This is a genomic window from Paenibacillus sp. FSL K6-4396, assembly GCF_038002525.1.
Classification (GTDB): Bacteria; Bacillota; Bacilli; order Paenibacillales; family Paenibacillaceae; genus Paenibacillus; species Paenibacillus amylolyticus_B.
This window is the reverse complement of sequence record NZ_JBBOCR010000001.1, coordinates 3,176,884-3,195,994: the sequence shown is the minus strand read 5'-3', so window position 1 is coordinate 3,195,994 and position 19,111 is coordinate 3,176,884. Positions and strand designations below refer to the sequence as shown.

The window sequence follows — 19,111 nt, the reverse complement described above, 5'->3', positions numbered from 1 at the left end:
ATATGAGAGCAAAAGAAAAAGCTTCCCAATGGATGCTTCATTAATCTTAGGCGTCAGATGTGAATCGAGATACAACAAAAAGCCGACAAGCCCTAATACCGCGGCTTATCGGCTCCTTGCTTAGATGGTCAAAACGTAGTTTTCATCCATGTCATACTTTGCATAATTAAGGTTGTAGACCCTCAGCGGACGGTGGACCCACTTCCGTTTCAGTCTCTTCAGGGCTCGAATCTGGTTCTGGAACGGATTGTTCTTGTGCTGCGCTGACGAACAATCGTCCAGCTGCTTCCGCCTCTACTTTGTTGCCTGCTGCATCCTGAGCTCGAATCACAATGACTCCACCATCCAGAACAAGGGATGAAGGTGTTGTGTACGTACCCGTGTAACGACCAGGTTCGGTCTCCACTAATGGAATCTCTCCTGCCCCTTGGGCATTCAGATTCAGCGGTAACTGAATCCGGAAAGATGCTTGCAAACCAGGTTTACTGTCAAATGAAACAGTAACACTCTCTCCTGATGTGATTCGAACATCCTCAGCCGGAGTAATATTCGTAAGTTCTGGCAACGCCGTTTCCACGTAGACTGTGCGGGTTACGGTAGTTTTATTGCCAGCGAGATCGGTTGCTGTAATGGTAATCGTGTTCTCGCCTTCGTTAACCAATACGCGATGACTGAAGCTTCTGTCTTTGCCCACTTGTACGGTTTGTCCGTTAACAGTCAACTTATCGAGGAATTGTTCCACGACATTACCCGTTACGTGAACAACTTCCGCATTGATGCGATCTCCTTGAGTTGGCGTAACAATGGTCAACTGCGGTTTGGTCTGATCCAGAATAATGACGACGGGGAGTGAGCGGTCGGTCGTTTTCCCGTCCACCACTGCCTCGGCAGTAATCGCATTAATCCCAGAACGGAGTTTCACACCGTAAGTGAACTTCCCATTTACCACAGTTGTCGTACCAGCCAGATCTTTGCCGTTGTAGATCTTGATCTGAGCGCCGGATGCCGGAGACGTTCCCGACACGGTGAAGGTTGATTGATTCGTATACGTGTTCGCAGGTGCTGTGAGCACAGGTGCATTTACCGGATATCTCACAACTGCACGAATCATGTAGTTACCTTCTTCATCAGGTGAAGTGCTCCACGCTCCACCTACTCGCTGCCAGCTTCGACCTGCATTTGGACCATCCTCATCGGTAGCGAGTCCCGGAGCGCTAGTTCCAGCTAAACTCTGTACGTACACGATATAGAAATCACCCGTTACAATGACCGGTTCCGGGAATTCAACAGTTGTCCATTGATCGTTACGAAGTGCAGTACCGTCAAATGGTCCAGCCAGTTGTCGTCCCGGAGCTCCGCCCGCACCCGATGCATCATATACGGCATATTGGAACGCTGTGCCTCCAGGTACAGGCCATTCGGTGTTCCAGAATCGGAACGATGCACCTGTCAGTTGAGCGGTCTCCAGCTCTGGTGTCATTCGAACTGCCCAGGCGTTATCCGCAGCGTTAAAAGCTCGTGCGTTCTCTGCTGTTCCATCATCATAAGCAATTTCCCCTGGAAAACCGATGAACGGTTTCAAGGCAACATTCGCCTCTGCCGTACCATTACCAGGTACAGTTACAGTAACGGTTTTACTGTAGTAATCAGCAGCACGGATGGACAGAGTATAACTTCCTTCCAGTACCTGAATAACGAAGCTACCATCTGAACCTGTGTGGACTTCGCCTACATTGGCATCTTCCACCACGAGAACGGAAGCATCAGCCAGAGGTTGTCCTGTCCGCTCATCCGTTACAACACCTTCAATCTGCCCATGCGGGATTGCCTCCAGATTAAAGTTGGCTTTGGCCCCACTGCCATCGGTGATCGTTACCTGCTGAGTTCGAGGATAATATCCATATGCTTCAGCTTTTAACGTGTAATCACCTGCTACGTGTGTGAAGTTATACTTGCCTGTAGCTGGATCTGTCTTCACCGAACGTCCGGTTTCCAGTACAGTAACCGTTGCACTTGCAGGCAGGCTTTGTGGATTAACCGAACCTGTTTCCGGTTTTTCAACTTCCGGTTGTTGTTGTTTCGTTTTGTTAAATTCCGCTTTGTCAGTCCGCGAAATTTTGTACCATGGATTATCATAGGACGGTTTAGGTTTGTCATTGTTAAGCACAACCGCACTGTCCTCCGTTACCGTCTCAGCAGCAACTCCCAGTACACGGAAATCATCAATGAACCAGCCTGTCTTCACAACACTGTTATCTGAGGTCAGGCGGAACCGGAATTGAACTTCATTACCGGTAAGTGCATCCAGATCATAAAATACGGGTGTCCATTGTTTACCGTTTGTACTATGTGAGAATTTGCCCAGTTCTGACCATGTGGTTCCACCATCCTTGGTGACTTCCACATACCCGTAGTCGTATCCACTCTCAATCTCGTACCAATGATTAAACGTGAGTGTTCCTTCGGACACATCCGTCAAATCAATGACCGGAGATACGAGTGAATAGTTGGAGCCACTCTCATACGTATTGTCGAGATCAGTCGCCCAGACATTCGGTGGAGAAACCGCGCTGGCAGGTCCCGTTACCGGAATGCCGCGTTCCCACTCATCTTTGGTTCCTGAATGAGTCCAGCCATTATCATCACTGCCATCGAAATGATCGATGTAGATATCCTGAGGCACCTCTACTGTAATGGAGACCTCATTCGATTTATCGCTTTCATTGCCACTATAATCAAGTGCGGCAACGGTATAGTAATACGTCGAATCTGTCACCGTAGCCGTATCTGTAAACGTTGTTCCGGTTGCAGTTCCAATGGATTCATAACCTGCACCTGCGGTTGTGGAGCGATATACGATATAGGATTCAAGATCCTCATCGTTCGGACCAGTCCAACTCAAGGCTACATTACCAAGAATATCGGCAGTCGCAGACAATCCGGCAGGTGTGCCCGGAGCAATTTCATCCAGCTCTTCTACAGCGAAATCATCAATGTACCAGCCAGCCTTTTGCAATGAATTATCACTCGTCAGATTGAACTTGATGAACACCTGCTGTCCCGCGTATTCGCGAAGATCCACATATTGTGTCTTCCAATTGCCACCTGTACCCGTGAAGGTTAACAGTTCTTGGAACACAAAATCGCTATCCTCGGAAGCGATGTATACCTTGCCAAAGTCGATGTTATTCTCCAAGTCATACCAGTGCTTGAAGGATAATAACGCACCTTCTGGACTCTCGGTGAGATCAATTGGCGGCGCAAGCAGATATGCATTGCTATTCGCTACATAAGTCCCTTGCAGATTGGTTGCAATTACCTTGTCACCGGAGTATGCACTTCCAGGACCACTGCTTGGTGTTCCCCATACCCAGGTACTTCCGGTACCACCAGTCGTGAAGCCCAGCTGATCTTCTTCAAAATCCTGAAGGTATCCTGGCTGCACACCATTGGACACAGCCACTTTATATACCTGACTTTCGAATCCGTTGTTGCCGTAATCATTCACTCGGATATAATACTCCACACCTTGCGGTTCAATAAGAAAAGCAGGGATTGTCGCTGTATACGTCCCATCTTTGTTATCTCCAGCAATTCGATTCATCGGCAGATAGACGTACTGGTTGGTACCTGTCGTTTTGGCAAAAGCCTCAACGGAGACTACCGCGACGTTATCTGTCACATGAGCGGTTAATGGTATATCAATGCCTGTAAAGGCTGAATTGACAGGGGTATGTGCCAGTACTGGCTCTTCCAGATCATCTCCGGCTGTAACCACTCTGCCGGATACTGTTCCAATCCCTTCGAGTACAGAACCCACAGCATCAAGGGCATTAATAATGCCGTGACCGTAGCCGTTATTAGGAGAGGTCGGATACTGACTATCCGTTCTCGGCGTGGCTGTATCTGTAATGATCTGCTCCAGCTGATCCACGGTAAGGGAATGATTGGCCTGAAGCAGCAGTGCAGCAAGGGCGGTTGTATGCGGACCTGCCATGGATGTTCCGTTCCAGCCTCCTTCATATACACCGCCCGGAACTGATGAACGGATATTCACACCAGGGGCAGATACTTCCGGTTTGATCTCATCATAAGGGGATGGGCCCAGTAGGGAGAACGAAGCCAGATTTCCGTTGATATCGGTTGCTCCTGTAGCAAAACTTTCAGGATAGTTAGCCGGGTTAGCAACAGAACCAGGTCCGCCCGGGTTACCCAGTCTCACATTTCCTGCTGAGAATTCCGGAAAAATCTGAGCATCACGCCAGGCTTGCACCATAGGACGGAACCATTCATCTAGTCCGGCACCTCCACCCCACGAGTTGTTTACCACATCCGGTGCAAGTTCAGGATGCAGATTGCCTTCCGCATCCACTGGAGCGATCAACCACTGTCCGCCATCCAGAATAATGGCATCCGTTGTTTCCGGATTGAATATCCGTACACCAATCCATTTCGCACCGGGAGCAACCCCGATCTGGTTGGTGCCATTCGCTTCAGAGCCAACCATCGTACCCATCGTGTGAGTACCATGTCCGTCTTCGTCCGCAGGGAGGGAAGCATTACTGTGCGGATCATACCAGCTTAGTTCGGGATCAACGATATTGCCCGAAGCATCCAGTCCCCGCCATTTGCTGCGAAGCGCCGGGTGGGTATAATCCACACCACTGTCCAGATTAGCAACAACAATCCCTGTTCCATCGATGCCCCGATCCCACACGGCTGGCGCATTGATGTAATCCAGGTTCCATTCCACGTTTTCAGTCGCAAGCTTGTCCTTGGCAGCAGGCTCCTTGTCTTTAACTCCGACTGAAGAGTCTTTAGCTGGCGTTTGTACAGCATCTTTGCCTGATGCCGCATTCGCCGGTTCTTTACTCACTTCGGCTTTCTGTAAGTATCGTGTCTCATTCGGTAGAATCTTCTCCACCTCAGGCAGCAGCGCAATCTGTTCCATGACTTCTTTGGTACTCGTCACTGCCAATGAATTGACAATAAAATAGCTTTTATATTCTTTAACCTTACCCAGGTCAACTTCCTTTTCCAGATAAGTTTCCAATGGATATTGTGTACGCGAGGCCGTTTCTCGCAGAGAGCTGACGACCGAATTACGAACGGACAGCTTTGTGGCTGAAGCCGTTTGTTTGGCTATGGTCGCCTTTTCAAGGGCCTGTTTGGAGACTGCTGCTGTATCCACCTGTTCCTTCATTTTAACCAGATAGGTAACATACTCACTACCATCAAATTCTTTGGTCAATTTGGCGTTTACTTTGGACTCCGTAACTTTGGCAAGTCCAGATTTCATATCCAATTTGGATGATGTGGAGTTTTCAGCTGAAACCGGATGAATGATCGAAAATGCAAGGAGAAGCGAGAGCCCCATGGAGATGGGCTTGCGTAACCGATTAATCTTTATCAAACTTTTCCACTCCTTTTACCCGGTTTTTTAATTTAGTCTGGTACATATGCCCTTCTCTGCAGAATAAAACGGTAAATAACCTTTATTGCGGACGAGATAGATACTCTGGATTTCACATAAAGCCTCACCTCCTTTACAGGTCTGGTTAGGGATCAATATGAGTCAGAAGAGATAACAGATTAGTCTATGTTTTTTACTTGGAAGTTTAGGAGATTGATTGAGTCGGATTAAACCATGTGAGTGAATAGTTTGGGTGTTTGAATAATGTAATGAGAGTGAATGTCTATAAGCATTCATGTGGAAGGGTAATCTGGAGCGTTAGCAGAACGCTTGCTAAGGAGTGGTGGATATGACTTTCGATCGCGATTCGAGTGAGTAGTTAAAATTTTAATTACATATAATAGTCGATTAGGGATTTAATTGGATTTTATTGGTATAGTATAAAATCATTATTCGATATATACAAGCACTTTATTGAAAAATATAGAAAATAAGTCTATTTAATGCTTTTATGTGTCTCATGTCGCTTACGTATTCATACTCTCATTTCGCATTTATGTATTTCATTTCGCTTAATGAACAAATGTAGTAGTTCTATGAAACTACGACTTGATGTTCAAGATTACTATTCAAACAATGTGGCAAAGCAGAGGCTCATCCTGCTGTGTCAATTTTCGTTTATGGCGTGTTCGAATCGTGTATAACCTCTCCGTAATCGTCTGAGCTTATAAATGTTAATTTGTGAACTATATATGAATAAAGTATATATTTAACAAAAATAGTATAGAAAATCCTGAGAATGGTATTGTATATATTTGGAATTAAATGTACGATTATCTTGTAACATACATTTGGCGCCAGATCAACCTTACTCTCATCCTAGGAAATGACTGTGAGGAAAGCTACTGCTCTATTGATCTTTTGTCTTTTTGTGAACAGTACGAACTCTAATCTAATTTAAATTTTATATACCATAAGGAGATGTTTGATTGTGAAAAAATATCAAAAAACAGCAATTGCAGCTCTTTCTTCCATGGCGATGCTTTTAGCATCTGTTCCAGCGGTATTCGCTGATGAAGCTCTTACGCTAACTAACCCTTCCTCCCAGGAAGTTCAGACACAACAACAGTCCCAAGCACAAGAAATTAATATTTTTGCCCAAAATCCCTTAAGAGAATATTTCAATGGTGGATATAGTACCGATATATACTTGAGTGGAAATGTCACCTTTATGTTTACTCCTCTTATAACAGGAGAATATGTGTTTAATGTTGAAGATATGAGTGGAAACCTGAAGAGCAGTGGAAGAGTAATTGTGTCTGATTTTGGAACGAAAAGCATCACACTTGGTAACTTGTATGGTTATCATAAAATCGTAGCTTACTCACCAAATAGTTATGGTGGAAGCTATGACATTTACTACTAATGCTTGATAGTAATAGATATCACAGCTATTTATAAAAGTTCTAACCCCATGGCTCATATGAGTCATGGGGTTTCTTTATGATTTTTAAAGAAACGATTGAGTCGACCCCAGATCAAAATTTATATCTCATCATGTAATGTTCACGCCGCCACTTGCATAGCCAACAACGGTATTCACAAGACTAAGTCCAGTTGCCGTTGCGGAGAATACAAGCAGAAGACGTGTCTGTGCAGTCACAGGTATAGCCAATCCGGTTGTTATGCCGTTGGAAATACTACCCAATGCAATAATACCGGTGAGTGGAGGTGCCAGTGTAACGACCGCCCCCGGAACTGCAGTAAATGCATTATCAGGAGTAGGTGAACTGAATAATTGCGCAGTGATGGTCACCGTTGAACCAACCAAGGCCAAGGCTGCTGTGGTACTGAAATAGGCAGCAATCGAAGTTATAACGCCATCCCGTGGAACAGAGAACGCAAAGTTTATAAGTGGTCCGACAATCGTTCCCGTTAAATCAATCGTGCCACCAAGAATACTGACTCCTGTTGCCGAGCTGCCGAAACCGATAAGGCTTGTCGTTCCAACCAGTCCACCAGCAATGGTTGTCAATATGGCAGGTCCGCCAGAAGCAAACGGTATAATAGCTCCCGAACCCGTAGCCCCAGTAACACCAGTGCTGCCAGTTGCTCCGGTAGCCCCGGTTACTCCTGCAATTCCGGCTGCACCTGTATTTCCTGTCACACCCGTCGCTCCCGCCAAACCTGGGTCACCCGTTGCCCCGGTAGCCCCGGTTACTCCGGTGGCGCCTGCTACGCCAGGATCACCTGTCGCTCCTGTTGCGCCACCTGCTGGGCCTGCCGCACCCGTTGCTCCAGTAACACCTGTCGCACCTGCTGGTCCCTGGGCACCAGCAGCTCCCGGTGTACCAGCTGGACCTACACCACCCTGAGAACCAGCAACGCCTGCCGGGCCTTGTGGACCAGGTACGCCCTGAGGACCCGCTGGTCCTGCAGGTCCTGCCGGACCTTGACTCCCTATGTTTCTAAGCCCTGTTGTGATAGCCAATTCGGTCGCCCGGATCAAAATGACCAGTTGATCTTTCTCAGCCGAATCGATATTCCCCTGTAAAATGACAGATAGGAGCACATCCAGCAATTGCTGCAAATTGGTTCCTACACTGATCGGAGAAAATGGAACGGCCTCTGCAGATACAATGGTAAGCTCCAAGACCGCTTCGAGATCTGCCTTGGTTCCCTTTTTCAAATCCGAATGATGAACCAGAGCCAGTAATTTACGCAGTACCTCAATCAGAAGTGAAACATTATGAGGCGTGGGATTGGCAAAAACCTGTACAATTGCTCCCTTCAACTCACCAATTAATTTGAGAAGCAATTCGGCTTCTTTGTCAAAACACTTATGATGGTGGTTATTGTGGTGATGATTGTGGTGGTTATGATGATGCTCGTGGTGATGTTCTTTGTGCTGCTCTTGGGGATGGTCACAGTCCTCAGCTTTTTTTTTCTTAAATCCGCTCCAACTGATGCGTTTCTTTGGTTTCATCTTTTTTGCAGATCCTCCTTAGTGAGTCTCAATCATTCCATAGGCGAACATCACTGGTTTGATGATATCAGTATATTTAACAAGCAAGAATTTCGTGATTATTATATAAGTAAATTTCCGAATTACAGTTTTCAGCTTGGAGGAACCTCCATTATCATGGAGAGGATTTTGCACGGAAGTCAGCCCTATGTATAGCCCAACCAAAAGAGCGCTATCCAATGAGAACAATACTCCTGGATGCGCCCTTTTTATAAAAACAGTATTGAAAATGATCTTTGAGATTAATCCAATTCAATTTTGAAAACAATCGGTGCATTACTCTTCACAGTTGTCGTTGTGATCGTCAGTGCGTCCGCTGTTCTCTCCCATTGCGGCTGTTCTTCATAGCCAAGTACTTGAATATCTTGAATGACCCCTTGAAAATGGTGAGAACCTTCCTTCAGCGATTTAATGTGAATCACTCCGTTATCCGGGTAGGCAAGAACCGTGGCATACAGACTGCTTTCTTTTATCGTAAACCGTATATCTTCACTCGTAAACGCCTTGGTATCCCCATCCGTAAATTGCCCTTCCTTCACCTCGGTTGGACCCTCTCCAAACGTACGCCAGAATGTCGTGTCATAGATCGCTTCTCCATTCACTTCAAGCCACTTGCCGATGCTCAGCAAAATGTCGCGATCTTCATCCGGTATACTGCCGTCTGCTTTGGGGCCAATGTTCAGCAGAAGATTTCCGTTTTTGCTTACAATATCGACGAGATCCCGAATAATCTCCTCGGCCGTTTTATAGTTATTATTTTCCGTATAACACCATGAGTTTTTAGCGACAGCCGTATCGGTTTGCCAAAAATAGGGCTTAAGCTCAGCGAATTGTCCCCGCTCCACATCCGGAACGGCACTGCCAAACATATAGGCCTCATGTTTATAATTGATCGCAACAGGCTCGCCCCATTCTTCGCCTTTGTTATAATAATAGGCCGCAAATTTCTTCAAATAGGGTTTGAATGCAACCGTTTGAATCCACCAATCGAAATAGAATACCTTAGGCTGATATTGATCTACCAGTTCACAGCAGCGAATCAACCAGTCTTCCAGATACTCCTCGGTCGGAGGCGAACCATACAGATCATGATGATCCGGTTCTGGCATGGCAGGCCAATAGAAATCACCACGTTTCAGGGGCTCTTGAATATCTGACTCGAATTCCTTCCCGTGAGACATGAAGAACCAATGCTCCGCACGGTGGGACGATACACATAAGGTTAATCCCTGCTTCTCATATGCAACCTTCATCTCGCCCAGAATATCTCGTTTGGGGCCCATTTCATATGTGTTATAGTGAGAGATAGAGCTCTTGTACATCTGAAAACCATCATGGTGCTCAGCTACAGGCATAACATATTTGGCTCCGGCCTGTTTAAATAAAGTTGCCCATTCATCGGCATCAAACTTCTCTGCACGAAACATCGGGATGAAGTCTTTATAGCCAAAGTCCTTATGAGGTCCATACACCGCAAGGTGATGTTCATAAGCCTTGGAGCCTTGAATATACATATTTCGCGAATACCATTCGCTATCATAAGCCGGGACGGAATACAGCCCCCAGTGGATGAATATACCGAATTTCGCTTTTGGGTACCATTCTGGAACTTGGAAAGCGCTGAGCGAACTCCAGTTGTCCTTAAATTTACCGTTCGCAATTGTTGCTTCGATCTGTTGCAAATATTCCTTTTTGTCCATGAACTGTTCTCATTCCCTCCGTTATCGTCTGCACTTGTATTGTAGTGTTACGGCCAAAGGTTAAACATGCAGAACACTAACTTTTAGATGGACAATACTAACCTTGTATGGAGATGAATAACATGAACCACCAAACGTTGCTTACAAACTACCTGTCCAATCTGCAAGTTGAATTATTCATGGTCAACTATAATCGTTGCGACATCGATTGGAGAGATCTGGATTATACACCTGATTACAGCAAGTTTTATTTCATATGTGAAGGTGAAGGCTGGCTCAAGATTGGGAACGAAGAGTTTTACCCTGCGCCTAATCAGCTTATTTTAATGCCGGAAGGAATCAAACAATCCTACTCTGCCATTAATGACCGTCCTTTTCTCAAATATTGGTGTCACTTTAGTGCAAAGGTTGGGGGAATCAATTTGTTCCAAATTCTGAAATTCCCGAATAGCTGCACGTTGGATCAACCTGAGTTGATTCAGGGGATTTTCAGCAGTATCCTTGCATATGCAAAATCCGACTCAGTCTATGCCCATATGATGGCCAAGAGCAAACTGACTGAGTTACTGTCCCACTATATAATGAATCTCGATCTGGATCAGATCTCTTTTATTAACGTGCCGGTTATGGAGAAGCTATCTACCATTCTGGCTTACATTGATTCCAACATTGAAGAGAATATTTCAGTTCAGGATCTGGCCCAGATTGCCTACATGCATCCGAATTATTTCATTCGATTCTTCAAGCAGCAGATTGGCCTTCCTCCGATCCTCTACATTACTGGCAAAAAAATCGATAAAGCCAAGGAATTACTGACCTGCACCCCGAACACAATCACTGCCATCGCCGAGCATCTCGGTTTCAGTGATTTGTACTATTTCTCCAGACAGTTCAAAAAGCATACAGGGCTCACACCTACGGAGTACCGTAGACAAACAACAGTACTGACTACGAAACATGGTTTATGAACAAGCACAATTAAGAGAGAGTTCCCTCATTCGGAACTCCCTCTTAATTGTGCTTGTTTCTGTTCAACAACTCTTGCTGGATTACTTTTTTGAGTTCTCTCAAATAAGTGTAACCATATTTTTGATCCGGCTCAAGATATGCCCCTTCCGCCCATTCATTCCAGGCGTTAACAAAGAGATATTCACTATTGTACACTGTCCTCGCTCTCTCCATCTGCCTCGCCAGATATATCCCAAACTTCTCTGGGGTTGACCCTAGCGTACTCTGGCCGTCAACGCCTCTTCGCGGTGTATTATCCCAATTGACAAAAGCACCTGGATAGATCATTTCTCCGTTACGATGTGGTGTTCGTTCGAGAATGGAGGACCATACCTTGTCGTAATTCACAGCAATATGCTGCCGACCCTCGATGTTCATTTCGATCCAGATTCCATTCATATGTCCATGTGCAAACGTGTAATGTGGTTCAAATTCCATACTTGCATCAAAGATCTGATGATTAAATGTAGGGAACCCGCCAATGGTCTGCACAAAATGGATCCCTTTCAGGCCATGCTCCAGAGCCAATTCACGCCAAAACTGTATCATTTCCTCACATCGAGGAATGCTGGCTGGCCGATAGATCAGAAATAGCGGCTTATCTTCGACTCGAATATATCGTTTATCCTTAAATACGTTTACCAGATAATTAAAATGCTCTTCCCAATCATCTTGATCCCCATAGTTCTGGGCCATGAGAATGTCCGATTCCTGGCCATCCCATTTTCTTGTCCATGTTTCATTGGCCCAAGACAAACAAAATGGAAAATCGGGCTCTCCACTGCTCAGTATTTCATTCACCGGTTTTTCCAGCAATCGCTTGCCTTTGAACCAGTAGTGATAATAACAAAATCCATAAATGCCATGCTGGTTGGCTGTTTCTGCTTGCCACTTTCGCACATCCGGATCGGAAAGATCATAATATTTTCCCTGAAATGGCTGGTTCGGCTGATGATGACCCGAATATAGGGGAGTGGCTTTTTTTACATTAGTCCATTCAGTAAAACCTTCCCCCCACCAACGGTCATTCTCCTCAATCCGGTGAAACTGGGGTAGATGCAGCGCAATTACCTTCACTCAGAACGCCTCCAATGGAGCAACATGATGCAGCATACACCCTGTGATTCTTGATGGTTATATAAAAATGATATCCAACAGTCGAAGTGTTTTTTGCAGATGGGATTGATTGTATTTCATGTATGCCAGAGCATGGCTAGCGGCCAGTCTTCTTGCATCAATATTCTGCCAGTAATATTCAAACTTCTGAATGAGTTCTTCACCGGAAGTGTATTGCTGAAAGATACCAAGGTCTACCATGTTACTCTGATTCAGCGATGGCCCTATGAGCTGAAACGTCCCGCATGTGGCAATTTCCATCAAATGTTTGATTGATTCTCCACTATGAATGACCAGTTTGCTTCCGTTATACAACATCTGACGAGCTTCATGTCTTTGAACGGGATAGAAATCCCCAAGCTGAGTCCACCCCTTCCCGTCCACCCGAACGTTTTTGTTATCCAGAAGACCCGATTTGGCAAAAGTTGTGATGCTGCCATCCGGTTCTGCATCCCCGATGATATAAACATCCGATTCATACTCCGGGGGAACAGCTTGCGGACAGAAAATATGGGGATCAGGGGGCATTAATAGTTCATTAAGAGCAGAGCCTGCCAGATGCTGCTGGTCGCTCATTGACCATGAATGCTGCACAAACACGTGATCAAACCATGGCAATATGGCATCGCTCTGACTTCCATTTTGATTCGGAGACAACCAAATTGCTTTTTTGGTGGTTGATTCTTTTAAAGCTGTGATATTCTCATTCGGCAATTGTTCATCACTTCCAACAATCAGAATCAGGTCAACCTCCATAGCAGACAGACTGGCTGAAACGGATTCTATATATTTAATCTCATTTACATGCCTCACGAGATGTTTAAGGCTTTGTTCAATCAGTACACAATGTGATGACATTTCCCGGTCATTACACGGTGTAATCAGAAGCACATTTAACTCCTTATAGATCACTTTGGACTTTACTCGATTAGATGCATGTTCCTCCTGCATCATTTTCAACCATTGTTGCTTGAGATCCAACTGCTGTACTGCCATATGTTTGCGCATGGATTTGAGTTTTCTGTTCAGTACTGCATGCATCTGTCTCAGAAATAACTGGTTTGCATCGTGAACTGAACGATTCTTCTTTATGGACCTAACCTGCATTTTGGACTTCTTCCGGATAGCAAACCCTCCCGTTCCGTACGAAAACATTCTCTGGCTACAATATGCACGAAATAGTGGCATGGTTTCTTCTATTAATGGCTTCACTGGCTCATCATGTAAAACGGGCTTTATCTCGTACATATAATGTGTAGTCACCCGGGTCGGTTCAAATCTTGTCCTCATAGAATATAAGAATACTATATAGGAGATGATCTCATTGCCAACATTTGATAGTATCCTTGTCACCGGTAATCAGACCATTAATCAGGATCTGCAAGTCAATGGTAATGAAACCATTGGCGTTGATCTACAAGTCAATGGTAGCCAGACCGTAGCAGGCAGCCTCCAAATCAATGCCAGCTCCTCTATCGTTAATAATCTGGGTGTAGGCGGTGTTATTGAAGCTGGAGACAGCGTCAAGGCTACTACACAATTAATGGCACTTAATCAACCAGTGCTTCCAGTAGCTCTGCCGATTGTACAGCAGCTCAGGTATTACAATCCTGGTGTTGCAGGTCAACCCGGTCTGGTCTTAACGGGGACCGCTGGCAATCAATATATTCTGTTCGTTGATGAGAGTAGTGGAACGCCCAATCTTGCCATTCAACCTTTATAAGGTGATCCATCCACAGGTAATGTCAGCAAAAGAAGCGATGTCCGTGTATTCTCCGGACGTCGCTTCTTTTGCTTTCGTTTCTGATGAAACCTATTTATAACTTCATTCATTTATCAACCTTTGATTAATACGGACAAGGCGCTCTTGCTTTCCAGCTGAAACTTCATCAATGTATCGTCCCGCAGCTTAACCTGTACGTTACCCGTCCCATCTCCATCATTGAAGAGGACTAGTGCGACGGAACCGTCTACATTTTTGAAAGCCACAGAACAAATTCCATCATCACTGGATGTTGATTCGATCCGAACAGCCTTCGGGCGGATCACAGCACTGAAATGTGCCAAGGCATAATAATCGAGTGTATACGTAAGCTCCTTGGTTTGCTGATTCACTTGCACGATGCCACGGCACGTACTGCGGCCAAATCCCGGCACGGTTGGCCCGTTGTTCTCATCAAGTGCCATATTCCAAAGTACAAAGGATTTGCTGTAATTACGAAGAATGTGGATCCCTGTTCGCATCACATTCGAGAAGGCTTGCTCAAATGGCGGAATCCACTCTCCACCCGAGCCTTCGGTGAAATGTACTTCTTTGCCTGCAAAGGCTTCATAAACCTTCGTTTGAGCAGAAGCATCGCCCCCGTACCAATGCCAAGCTACACCATCCACTTCCTCTCCCGCTTGTTCAAGTACGGTCAGGGGATAGTCCGGTTGGTCCCAGTTGTGATCGTAACAGAGAATTTTGGTTTGAATATCGTTACGAACAAAGGCTGGTTTGAGATGGTTTTTGATAAAATCCGCTTGTGCTTCCGCTGGCATCAACATACCGGGATAATGCCCTGGTTCATAAAGCGCCTCATTCTGTGGTGTGATGGCATGGATCGGTAATCCATGCTCTCTATACCCTTGAATGTATTTCACGAAATATTCGGCATAAACAGGATACCATTCCGTTTTCAATTGTCCGGTAATCATCGATCCACTCGTTTTCATCCAGCCGGGTGCACTCCATGGTGAAGCAAACAGTTTCAATTCAGGATTCAATGCCAACGCCTTTTGCGTTAACGGAATAACGTCCTCTTCATCATGCATAATACTGAACTGGGTTAATTCTGGATCTGTCTGCTGTTCTGGCATATCGTTGTAACTGTATACCGTTCTCGCATAGTCCGAAGCGCCCATCGGGTTACGAATGACCGAGAGTCCAATACCTTTCTGCGGATGGAACAAGCGGGACATGACCTCTTCCCGTTGCTCCTCATTCAAGATTTGATTGATCAGATAGGCAGAAGAGTCGGTAAAAGAAGCACCAAATCCATCCATCTCCTGATACGTTAGCTGATCATCCAGAAGAATAGTCGCGGTCTCCAGATCAGGTGCTGGAGGTTGCAATTGATCCAAGGATATGGGTACAAAACATTCATTTTCTCCTGTTGATTTGTACATTTTGAATGTAGTCATAAGATTCTCCTTCATATTTCATTTTTCTATTATTGAATGCCTAGTTTGTCTTTGTTCAATTTCATCTTTTCACTGCGTACCTTCACAATCTCTTCCCAACGGTTCTCACCTAAAAATGACTTGTAAGAAGCCAATGCATTGTCATAAGAGGCAGCATCCTTGGACCGCACCATGCTGACCAATGTCGTATTCCATTTCGTATTGATAGCTGACAACGCACGAGCTTCAGGTGTACCTTGATCTGGGCTAATATTCTCCAGAATGAAGTGTGGTTTCAGCTTGCCTTTGCCCCACTCCTGCATCTGTTTAATCGCTTCCGGAAAAGCATCTGCACTGAGTGCTTTGTGACGATCATGGCCGAAGAACATAAACTCACCCATCCGATAATCCTTTTTGAATTGATCTGCGTTATTCAGTTGCATGTCTTTCACTGCTGGCAGTAATTCTACACTACCGTCGGCTTTGGTTTGGAAGGTCTCCCCTTCGATCCCGTAATTCATAAGTGTCTGTCCTTCTTCACTTAATAAGTATGTGAATATCTGAATGGCCTTGGCCGGATCTTTACAATCCTTGGAGATGTAATTGATCATCCACCCGGTTATCCCGGATTGATTCAATGTCGGGGCATTGCCTTTGGTGCTCTGCGGACCATCAATTGCAATATATTCTTTGCCCGGGTTGGCACTCATGTAAATTTGCAGGTTTCCTCCTTGTTGAGGTGTACCGTCAAGCAGCATGGTCGCGTATTTACCAGACTTTACTTTTTCCTCAAAAGCCGTTCCATCATCAGCAAAACTGTCATCACTGATATTGCCGTCTCTATACACGGTGTTCAATGTTTTCAACCACGTGAGGTAATCTTCATCCAGATTGCGATCATAGAATTCTCCTGATTCGGTCTCCAACGGAACACCGATGAAATCTTGCAACGTATCCCCGAGTGAACCTGTTCCTTCACCAATGGAGTTGAATCCAAACGGAATTAGCGCAGGGAACTCTTGCTTAATTCGTTTCATCACACTCTGGAATTCTTCTGGCGTTCCAATGACAGGACTACCCAAAGCTTCGTACACATCTTTACGAATGATAAATGCCGTCTTGGCAGGAATTTTACCGCTATCATAATCCTCTTGCGTATTGGAATAGTTCGGGTAACCATAGGTTTTACCATCCGCCAATTGGAACCAGTTCAATGTATCGGCAGCCGCAACTTTATTGAAGTAAGGATCGTATTTCTCCGCCAGATCATTCAGCGGCATAGCCCAGGTTGCAGCCTTTTGCACCACAGGAGAATTGGAGTCAAATACGGTCAGCAAGTCAGGCATATCTCCACCTGCGAAAAAGGTGTTTAACTTGGTATCATCACCAGTGATGAATTTAATATTGATGTTCAGATCCTCTTTGATTTTCTTGGTAACAATGTCCTTGCCAAAATCAGTGTTCCACCAGTCAGCATTGACGTACCACGTCAGGTCGGTAGCTTCTTCCTTTTTATCCAACTGCCAAGCTGGCTTTTCCGGGTCAACCGTATAACGATCTTCAATGGAAACCCAGTTTCCTTCACTGGAGCCCCCCGATCCACCACTGCAACCTGTAATCATAAGTACGGTTGTGAGTAGTGTTGCGAGCAATTTAACCCCTTTTTTTCCTGATGCCTTGTTCAACTTCAACATGTTTTTGTTCCTCCTCAAAATGGGATAGTTGTTGCTCCTATTCCTTGACTGCTCCGAGCATCATTCCCGAGATAAAGTATCTCTGAACGATGGGATAGATCAGCACGATAGGGAGTGTTGTAATGACAATGGTGGCCAACTGCACGCCTTTGGTCGTTGTTTCAATGACAGCTGAACCTCCGACATTTTGCATGGATTGTGTCTGTGACTGAACGATAATCTCGTACAACATCATCTGAAGTGGATACAGTGACTGATCGGTAATGTATAACTTGGTTGTCATGAAGTCGTTCCATTGCCCCACCCCATTAAATAGCGCAATTGTAGCCATGGCAGGCATGGAGAGTGGAATGAATATTTTCAGGAAAATATGCCAATCCCCTGCACCGTCAATCTCGGCCGATTCTTCCAGCGAATCCGGAACATTCCGGAAGAAATTCATCAGAATCACGACATCATAGAAGCTGAACAACGCCGGAATAATGTACACCCAGAAGCTGTTTAACAATCCAAGTGATTTGATTAACAGGTATGTCGGGATCATGCCGCCCGAGAAGAACATTGTAATAACACCCATGGCAACGTATAATTTACGGCCTCTTATGTACTTTTTGCTCAGACCGTAACCAACCATGGCACAGAAGAACACATGTGTAACAACGCCAATCGTTGTTTTGGACACCGATATGAAGAAGGCCTGCCAGATGCCCTGATCATTGAATACAGCTCTGTAATTCTCCAGCGAGAATTCCGGTGACCAGAAGATGAATCCACCTTCCGCCAGTGCCTTGCCTGAACTAAAGGAAGAGATGATGACATTCCAGAGCGGAACCAGAATAACGATCGTACAGATGATTAGCAAAATCATATTTAACGTATCAAAGATCCGACTATCGAGATCTTCTTTTGCCACCTTTCCATTCACGCGGGATGCCTCCTTCTACAACACAGATTGATTATCGTTTAATTTGCTTGTGATTTTGTTTGCCGTGACGAGTAGAATGACAGAGATGATTGAGACACCCAAGCCAACGGCCGTTGCATATGAAAAGTCACCCTGAGACATCCCCATACGGTACACGTACGAATTAATGACTTCCGCTTTGTCACGGTTCTGGGAGTTCATGAGAACCAGCGTTTGATCCAGATTCGATCCCAATAAACCGCTTACAGTTAGAATCAGATTTAAGCTGATAATTGATTTCATGTTAGGCAATGTGATATTCCAGATCTGTCTGAGACGGCTTGCCCCATCGATTTTGGCAGCTTCATAATACGTAGGATCAATCTTTGCCATGATCGCCAGATACAGAATCGTTCCCCAACCTGCTTCTTTCCAAATATCCGATAACGTAGCAATCCACCAATACTTGCCTGCATCCAGTAAGATGTTCTGCGGTTGCGAGATCACTCCCAGGCTAAGTAACAACTGATTAAATAACCCCGTTGTCGAAAACCAGGTAATCAGCATTCCCCCAAGTACAATCCAGGACAAAAAGTGAGGTAAATATGAAACCGTTTGCACAAACTTCTTGAATCGTCCGCTGTTTAACTCGTAGATCATGATCGCGAGAATGATCGGAATGACGAACCCGATACCTAATTTCAAAAAACTGATCCCTAGCGTATTCACGACTGCATCCCAGAAGTATTTATCTGACAAAATGATTCTGAAATTATCCAGCCCTACCCAAGGAGCGGTGGCCAGCGTATCAATGACCGTGTAATTTTTGAAGGCAATCGTCAAACCGTAAATCGGGATATAACAGAAAATAATCATAAAAATAATGCCAGGGATAATCATCGATTGAATCTCCCACTGTCTCCGATAATCTACTATGAATTCTTTAATCCGTTGTCCGATGGGTTTCTTTCCATTGGGACTGATCGCATTTTTACCGGTTGATGTCTCTACGGCTAATTTATCCACGTTTTTTTACTCCCCTCCACCTTGCATGCATGTTTATAAAAACGTTTTTATTTTTCGACATAA

Annotated in this window: 12 protein-coding genes; 3 read left to right on the top strand and 9 right to left on the bottom strand. The window is 45.1% G+C overall.

Features of this window, described 5'->3' with window-relative positions; all coding sequences use genetic code 11:
• Positions 1–166: 166 nt before the first annotated feature.
• Complete coding sequence (locus tag MHB85_RS13900) at positions 167–5,413, bottom strand: S8 family peptidase (protein WP_192131751.1); 5,247 nt, start codon at positions 5,411–5,413, stop codon at positions 167–169.
• A gap of 991 nt (positions 5,414–6,404) precedes the next feature.
• Between MHB85_RS13900 and MHB85_RS13895 the strand changes: the two genes are divergently transcribed.
• Positions 6,405–6,839: a hypothetical protein gene (locus MHB85_RS13895; protein WP_192131753.1), complete on the top strand. Its 435-nt coding sequence runs from the start codon at positions 6,405–6,407 to the stop codon at positions 6,837–6,839.
• A 129-nt stretch (positions 6,840–6,968) separates the two neighbouring features.
• On the opposite strand, the gene MHB85_RS13890 is transcribed toward MHB85_RS13895, so the two are convergent.
• Complete coding sequence (locus MHB85_RS13890; RefSeq protein ID WP_192131755.1) at positions 6,969–8,399, bottom strand: exosporium glycoprotein BclB-related protein; 1,431 nt, start codon at positions 8,397–8,399, stop codon at positions 6,969–6,971.
• A gap of 281 nt (positions 8,400–8,680) precedes the next feature.
• A complete protein-coding gene (locus MHB85_RS13885) occupies positions 8,681–10,138 on the bottom strand; it encodes an alpha-L-fucosidase (protein WP_091016592.1) in 1,458 nt (485 codons plus the stop codon).
• A gap of 122 nt (positions 10,139–10,260) precedes the next feature.
• Here MHB85_RS13885 and MHB85_RS13880 point away from each other — a divergent pair, with 122 nt between their 5' ends.
• Positions 10,261–11,106 (top strand): AraC family transcriptional regulator, encoded by an 846-nt coding sequence (locus MHB85_RS13880; RefSeq protein WP_192131757.1) that lies wholly within the window; start codon positions 10,261–10,263, stop codon positions 11,104–11,106.
• A gap of 43 nt (positions 11,107–11,149) precedes the next feature.
• Here MHB85_RS13880 and MHB85_RS13875 read toward each other — a convergent pair whose 3' ends face one another.
• Both MHB85_RS13875 and MHB85_RS13870 read right to left on the bottom strand, forming a co-directional pair.
• The gene (locus MHB85_RS13875; protein WP_192131759.1) at positions 11,150–12,223 is read right to left on the bottom strand and encodes a glycoside hydrolase family 99-like domain-containing protein; all 1,074 of its coding nucleotides are present in this window, start codon (positions 12,221–12,223) and stop codon (positions 11,150–11,152) included.
• A gap of 57 nt (positions 12,224–12,280) precedes the next feature.
• Complete coding sequence (locus MHB85_RS13870) at positions 12,281–13,369, bottom strand: hypothetical protein (protein WP_341073081.1); 1,089 nt, start codon at positions 13,367–13,369, stop codon at positions 12,281–12,283.
• Between the two features lie 208 nt (positions 13,370–13,577).
• Here MHB85_RS13870 and MHB85_RS13865 point away from each other — a divergent pair, with 208 nt between their 5' ends.
• Positions 13,578–13,985 (top strand): hypothetical protein, encoded by a 408-nt coding sequence (locus tag MHB85_RS13865; RefSeq protein WP_244660886.1) that lies wholly within the window; start codon positions 13,578–13,580, stop codon positions 13,983–13,985.
• A 113-nt stretch (positions 13,986–14,098) separates the two neighbouring features.
• On the opposite strand, the gene MHB85_RS13860 is transcribed toward MHB85_RS13865, so the two are convergent.
• The 4 genes from MHB85_RS13860 to MHB85_RS13845 are packed head-to-tail and all read right to left on the bottom strand — an operon-like array spanning position 14,099 to position 19,048.
• A complete protein-coding gene (locus MHB85_RS13860; RefSeq protein ID WP_192131763.1) occupies positions 14,099–15,445 on the bottom strand; it encodes a glycoside hydrolase family 30 protein in 1,347 nt (448 codons plus the stop codon).
• Between the two features lie 29 nt (positions 15,446–15,474).
• A complete protein-coding gene (locus MHB85_RS13855) occupies positions 15,475–17,118 on the bottom strand; it encodes a sugar ABC transporter substrate-binding protein (RefSeq protein ID WP_192131765.1) in 1,644 nt (547 codons plus the stop codon).
• Between the two features lie 37 nt (positions 17,119–17,155).
• Complete coding sequence (locus MHB85_RS13850) at positions 17,156–18,043, bottom strand: ABC transporter permease subunit (RefSeq protein ID WP_192131767.1); 888 nt, start codon at positions 18,041–18,043, stop codon at positions 17,156–17,158.
• Between the two features lie 15 nt (positions 18,044–18,058).
• Positions 18,059–19,048, bottom strand: coding sequence for an ABC transporter permease (locus MHB85_RS13845; protein ID WP_200868492.1), 990 nt, complete (start codon positions 19,046–19,048; stop codon positions 18,059–18,061).
• Positions 19,049–19,111: the final 63 nt, after the last annotated feature.

What these genes read in the sequence shown, in the direction of transcription:
- MHB85_RS13890 (WP_192131755.1), bottom strand. Translation starts at nt 8,399, where the DNA reads ATGAAACCAAAGAAACGCATCAGTTGGAGCGGATTTAAGAAAAAAAAA.
- MHB85_RS13885 (WP_091016592.1), bottom strand. Translation starts at nt 10,138, where the DNA reads ATGGACAAAAAGGAATATTTGCAACAGATCGAAGCAACAATTGCGAAC.
- MHB85_RS13880 (WP_192131757.1), top strand. Translation starts at nt 10,261, where the DNA reads ATGAACCACCAAACGTTGCTTACAAACTACCTGTCCAATCTGCAAGTT.
- MHB85_RS13870 (WP_341073081.1), bottom strand. Translation starts at nt 13,369, where the DNA reads ATGCAGGTTAGGTCCATAAAGAAGAATCGTTCAGTTCACGATGCAAAC.
- MHB85_RS13865 (WP_244660886.1), top strand. Translation starts at nt 13,578, where the DNA reads ATGATCTCATTGCCAACATTTGATAGTATCCTTGTCACCGGTAATCAG.
- MHB85_RS13860 (WP_192131763.1), bottom strand. Translation starts at nt 15,445, where the DNA reads ATGACTACATTCAAAATGTACAAATCAACAGGAGAAAATGAATGTTTT.
- MHB85_RS13855 (WP_192131765.1), bottom strand. Translation starts at nt 17,118, where the DNA reads ATGTTGAAGTTGAACAAGGCATCAGGAAAAAAAGGGGTTAAATTGCTC.